Raw genomic sequence first — 4,874 nt, forward strand, 5'->3', positions numbered from 1 at the left:
GCACCCGGCTCCCCGACGGCCCGCCCGCACCCGCGGGGCCCGGCGGCGGGAACGGCCGACCACCGCCCCGGCCCGCCCCCGGGCCGTGCCGCCACGTCCGGCTCCCCGGCGGTCGCGGGCGGCTCCCGCCCCGGTGGGCCCGCGCCTGCGACGGCCTGCCCGTACCCGCACGGCCCGGGGGCGGGGGCGGGGGCATGAGGATCGCGGTGACGGGGGCGAGCGGGTTCTGCGGGGGCCATGTCGCCCGGGCGGCCGCGGCGGCCGGCCACTCCGTGGTCTGCCTGGGCCGCAGGCCGGGCCCGCTGGGCGGGTACCGGTACTGGGACGCGGCGTCGGCGGAGCCGGACCTGTCGGGGGTGGACCTCGTCGTCCACTGCGCGGCGGCGGTGGGCGATCCGGCGCCGGGCTCGCGGGCGGAGGCGGCGATGCGCGCCGTCAACGTGGACGGCACGGCCCGGCTGCTGCGGGCGGCGGCGGGGCGGCCGGTGGTGTGGGTGAGCAGCGCGAGCGTGTACGACCCGCGCCGGGACCGGTCCCTGGTCACGGAGGACCACCCCCGGGCGCACCACCTCAACGCCTACGGGCGCACGAAGGCGGAGGGCGAGGCGCTGGCCCTGGCGGCCGGCGCGGTGGTGCTGCGTCCGAGGGCGGTCTACGGTCCGGGCGACACCCAGCTCCTGCCCCGGCTGCTGTCCCGGGTCCGGGCCGGGACCCTGTTCCTGCCGGGCCCGGACGTCCGCCTCAGCCTGACGGCGGTGGAGAACCTGGCGCAGGCCTGCCTGGCGGCGGCGGGCTGGCCGCCGGGCGCGTACAACGTGGCGGACGCCGAACCGTACGGGCGGGACGCTGCGGTGGCCGCGGTGCTGCGCGCCCACGGGGTGCGGGCCCGCGTCCGCCGCCTGCCGCTCCCGCTCGCCGCCGCGGCGGCCCGCGGGGCGCAGGCGGCGGCCCGGCTCACGGGCTCGGAACCGGCCCTCAGCCGCTACGCCGTGGACCAGCTGGCCCACCCGGTGGTGCTGGACCTGGCCAGGGCCCGGTCCCGGGGCTGGGCCCCGGGCCGGACCCTGGAGGACTACCTGGCGGGCGGGGGTGCGGTCAGCCGCCGCTGCTGATGCTGCAGTTGGCGTCGGGCGCGTGTCCGGCCGGCCAGGCGATCCGGTCGAACGCCGCGGTCTTGGTCGCCGGGTCGAGGTGGACGATGGGCACGGCCTTGTTGTGCGGGTTTCCGTACTGGTCGAGGCAGATCCAGCCGCTGGCGCCGTCGACCCGGTTGGTGCCGTGCAGCCGCAGCCAGCTGTCGCGGACCTCGGTGAGGCCGGGCATCTTCACCGCGCCGACCGTGTCGTTGCGGATGCCCGCGACGGCGGTGGTGACGGCGTCGTACGTGATGATGACGCGTCCGTCGGACAGCGTGGCGGGGCCGATCGAGGGCCCGGAGGCCGGCTGGGCGTCGTGGAGGAGGGAGGCGAGTTCCCGGAGGGCGGCCTTGGAGCCGCCGGTCGCCTCGGTGCTCCCCTCGCCCCACGCGTCGGGGTGGGCGAGCGCCGCGTAGCGCACGGTGATGCCGGCGCCCTTGGTGAGGGCGGTCCACTGGTCCGCGAACTTCTCGTCGACGGTCAGGGTGGAGGCGTGCGAGCCGGTGACGACCGTGTAGTGCTTGTCGCAGTTGCGGTCGCCCAGCTCGACGAGGAACTGGCGCAGCTGGACGGGCCGGCCGGCGAAGTAGACGGTCTTCGCGTTGGACGAGCAGATGTCCGGGACCATCTGGTGGAAGTCGTTGGCGAGGTTGCCCTCCTGGGTGAAGTCCGGCGGGGAGCGGAAGGTCTCGGGGGCGTTGGGCGCGCCCGTGGCGAGCTTCTCGAAGGTCTCGCGCAGGGTGGTCAGGTAGTTGTCGCCCTCGCGGATGTCCTCGACGACCATGGTCTCGGCGGGTTTGATGTCCGCCCCGTACGAGCCGAGGGCCTTCGCCTGGTCGGTGTTGCTGGGGGCGATGCGGGCGAGTCCGGGGTAGGCGTTGTCGGCGCCGTTCTTGATGTCGTCGGCGGTCATGGGCCCGGCGACGACCGGGATGCCCTTGTCGCGGGTGAGGTAGCGGACGGTCTCCGCGGTCTCCTTGAGGCTGATGTTGATGCCCGCGACGGCCCTCAGGTTCTCCTTCTCTGAGGCCGCGGCCTTGGCCAGGGCGTCGGCGACGGGCCGCCAGTACGCGTAGTTGCGGCCGGGGTTGGCGAGGAGCAGCCGGATCGGCGGCTGCTTGCCGTTGGCCGCGTGGTTGGCGCGGTACTGGGCGAGGTAGGCGCCCTGGACCTGCTCGACGAACTCGCGCTGCTCGGCGGCGTTGTCGGAGGTCATCGGGATCATCAGGGCGATGGTGGCGGGGTTCTTGCCCGCGACGGCGTCGTTCTCGGCCTTGATGCGGCCGGAGACCGGGCCGAGGTCCTTGGCGAAGGCGTAGGCGCCGTCGGTGACGCCGGTGCACTCCCGGTTGGGTCCGCGCCGCTCGACTCCGGTGGCGCAGGAGGGGTCGTCCCTGATGACTCCGGTGTAGACGAGGTAGCCGCCGGTGCCCAGGGCGACGGCGAGGACGGCGATCACCAGGGCCTTGTAGAGCGGGCCGTCGGGAAGCAGCTTCATGGGGCGGACTCTCCGTAGGTGGGCAGGTGGGGCGCCTGGCGCCAGTGCCCCAGGAGCGTCGGCCACTCCTCGTGCGCCCGGTAGAAGACCTTCTGGGCTGCGGGGGCGCCGCTCTGGGCCATGGCCAGGGTGAGCAGTTGGAGCCTGACGGTGCCCGTCGCGTCCTGCTGCGGTGCCGCGAGGGGCTGGGACTGCGCCCACAGGGCGGAGACGAGGAGCCGTACGGCCCGGTGGACCGGGTCGTCGTCGACCGCGCAGGCCCGGCAGGCCGCGGTGAAGGCGGCCGGCGGGGGCAGGGTCCGCGGGGGCCGGGGCGCGGCGCAGACCAGGTTGAGCGCGGCGAGCCAGCCGGGGGCGTCCTGCTCCGCGAAGCGGCGGTGCAGGGCGTGGACGACGGACTCCTGCTCGCCGAGGGCGAGCGAGTGGTGCAGGAACCGGACGTCGGGCCGCTCGGCGGCGGTGCCGCGCCCGTGGGGGTCGTAGAAGGACCGCAGCCGCAGGTGGAGGTTCTTCCACTGCTCGGCGTCGGGCGTCCGCCGGGTGAGGGCCGTGAGCTCGTGCAGGAGCAGCGCGCGCAGGACGGGGTCCCCGACGAAGGGGCCGCCGGTGCCGGGCCAGGGGTGGCGTCCCCAGCGTCCGTCCCGCAGCTCGGCCTCGGCCTCCAGCACGGGTACGCCGCCGGGGTCGCCGGGCGGGTAGGCGGCGCCGAGCCGGTGCACGGCCTCGTTGTCGAGGGCGGGAGAGTAGTACGTCAGGCGGCGCCGCGCGACCTCCCCGGGGAGCTGCGTGGCGAGGATCTTCTCGTTCACGGTGGTGGCGGACTCGGGGCCGGCCGGCAGGGCGAGCAGGTCGAGCGGGTCGACGGCGGATGCCCCGTCGTGGAGGCGCGGGTGCAGCCGGGCGGCCTGGACGAGGTCGTGGACGATCCCGGCCCGCCCGGCGCTGATCCGGTGGATGACCTGGGCCGTGCGGGGAGCCGGTCTGTCCTCCCCGAACATCTCCTTGACCTCGTCGAGGGTCAGCGGCGCGAGGGGCAGGTGCGCCAGCCATCCGGCGGGCGACGCCGGTCCGTCCGCCCGCCAGAACGCGCCGGGGGCGCTGCGGGTCGAGGGCGAGGTGTCCTCGGGGTCCGGGACGGGCGGGTCCTGGCTCAGCGCGGTGGCGACGACGGCCGGGCGCAGGGCCCGCTCCCCGGCGGCCTCCTCGTGCCAGACCCGCGCCAGCTCGTCCAGGAAGGCCGCGCCGGTCGGGGTGTGGGCGTTGTCGAGGAGCAGCAGGGGCCGTGGCACCCGGTTCATCGTGTTCAGCCAGCCGTAGTGGTCCGCGATGTCCGCGAGGAGGGCTGCCAGCAGGTGCCGCTCCGCGTGTTCGCGGTCCTCCGCCTCGCCGCGGAAGGTCATGGCCAGCTCGGTCAGCCGGGCGAGCCCGTCGCCCTGGCGTCCCACCCGCCGGGCGCCCCACCACTTGAGCCCCTCCTTGTTGGCGCGGGGGCCGAGCAGCTCGGTGGCGACGATGCGCAGCAGGGCCCGGACCATCTCCTCTACGCCGGGCGGCATGCCGCCCACGGCCGGGAGCGCGCCGGCCACCTCGTCGATCCAGCCCAGGACCCTCTCGTTGCGGGCCTGCTGGTCGGGCTGGCCGGCCCGCTGGAGCTCTCCGAGGCGGTGCCGTGCGGCCGGCAGCTCGGCCGGGCGGACCGGCTCCCAGCTGGTGATCGCGAGGAGTCCCTGGACCAGCCGGGGGAAGGACAGCTTGCCCGCGAATTCGCTCGGCTTCTGGCTCAGTCCGTCCATCAGGTAGAAAAGCAGGTCCGAGGTGTGCGAGGCGTTCCTCGGGGCTTCGCCGTCGGCCGGCCGGGCGAGTCCGGGCTGGCCGAAGCGGTCGGCGGCCAGGTCCGCGTACGCCTGCGGGACGCGCTGCGCGTACTGCTCGGACAGGGCCTTCAGCAGGGCGCTCTTGCCCGATCCCCGGCCGCCGCCGCACACGAGCAGGAGCGGCGTCCCGTCCGGGATGCGTAATCGCCTGGGCCCGTTCGAATCCAGCCCGACCAGGGACGGAACCACGGTGTTCAGTACCGCAGAGCGTCCGTACAGCGTCACCGCGACCCCCCAGTCCTCCGGCTTCGCGGGCGATCAGCGCCGCGATGGAAGGAGACTAGGCGAGTCCGCCGACCGGCCGGTGGCATATGGGCACGGCCCTTGCCCCAGTTATCCATTCGTGACGCCGGGAGCCCCGGAGAC

Annotated in this window: 3 protein-coding genes; 1 reads left to right on the forward strand and 2 read right to left on the reverse strand. The window is 75.4% G+C overall.

The window, feature by feature from the left end; all coding sequences use genetic code 11:
• Positions 1 to 194 precede the first annotated feature (194 nt).
• Complete coding sequence (locus tag ACFVXK_RS37045) at positions 195 to 1,112, forward strand: NAD-dependent epimerase/dehydratase family protein (RefSeq protein ID WP_389621313.1); 918 nt, start codon at positions 195 to 197, stop codon at positions 1,110 to 1,112.
• Here the strand turns inward: ACFVXK_RS37045 and ACFVXK_RS37050 are convergent.
• A complete protein-coding gene (locus ACFVXK_RS37050) occupies positions 1,096 to 2,634 on the reverse strand; it encodes an ABC transporter substrate-binding protein (protein ID WP_389621316.1) in 1,539 nt (512 codons plus the stop codon). The two genes, ACFVXK_RS37045 and ACFVXK_RS37050, sit on opposite strands and share 17 nt — an antisense overlap.
• On the reverse strand, positions 2,631 to 4,733 hold the full coding sequence (locus ACFVXK_RS37055) for a hypothetical protein (protein ID WP_389621319.1): 2,103 nt from the start codon (positions 4,731 to 4,733) through the stop codon (positions 2,631 to 2,633). The genes ACFVXK_RS37050 and ACFVXK_RS37055 overlap by 4 nt, the downstream gene beginning before the upstream one ends.
• Positions 4,734 to 4,874 lie beyond the last annotated feature (141 nt).

Source organism: Streptomyces sp. NPDC058157, from assembly GCF_042884105.1.
In the GTDB taxonomy this organism is placed as follows: Bacteria; Actinomycetota; Actinomycetes; order Streptomycetales; family Streptomycetaceae; genus Streptomyces.

Excerpts from the sequence above, each read along its gene's own strand:
- ACFVXK_RS37045 (WP_389621313.1), top strand. The coding sequence starts at position 195 with ATGAGGATCGCGGTGACGGGGGCGAGCGGGTTCTGCGGGGGCCATGTC.
- ACFVXK_RS37050 (WP_389621316.1), bottom strand. The coding sequence starts at position 2,634 with ATGAAGCTGCTTCCCGACGGCCCGCTCTACAAGGCCCTGGTGATCGCC.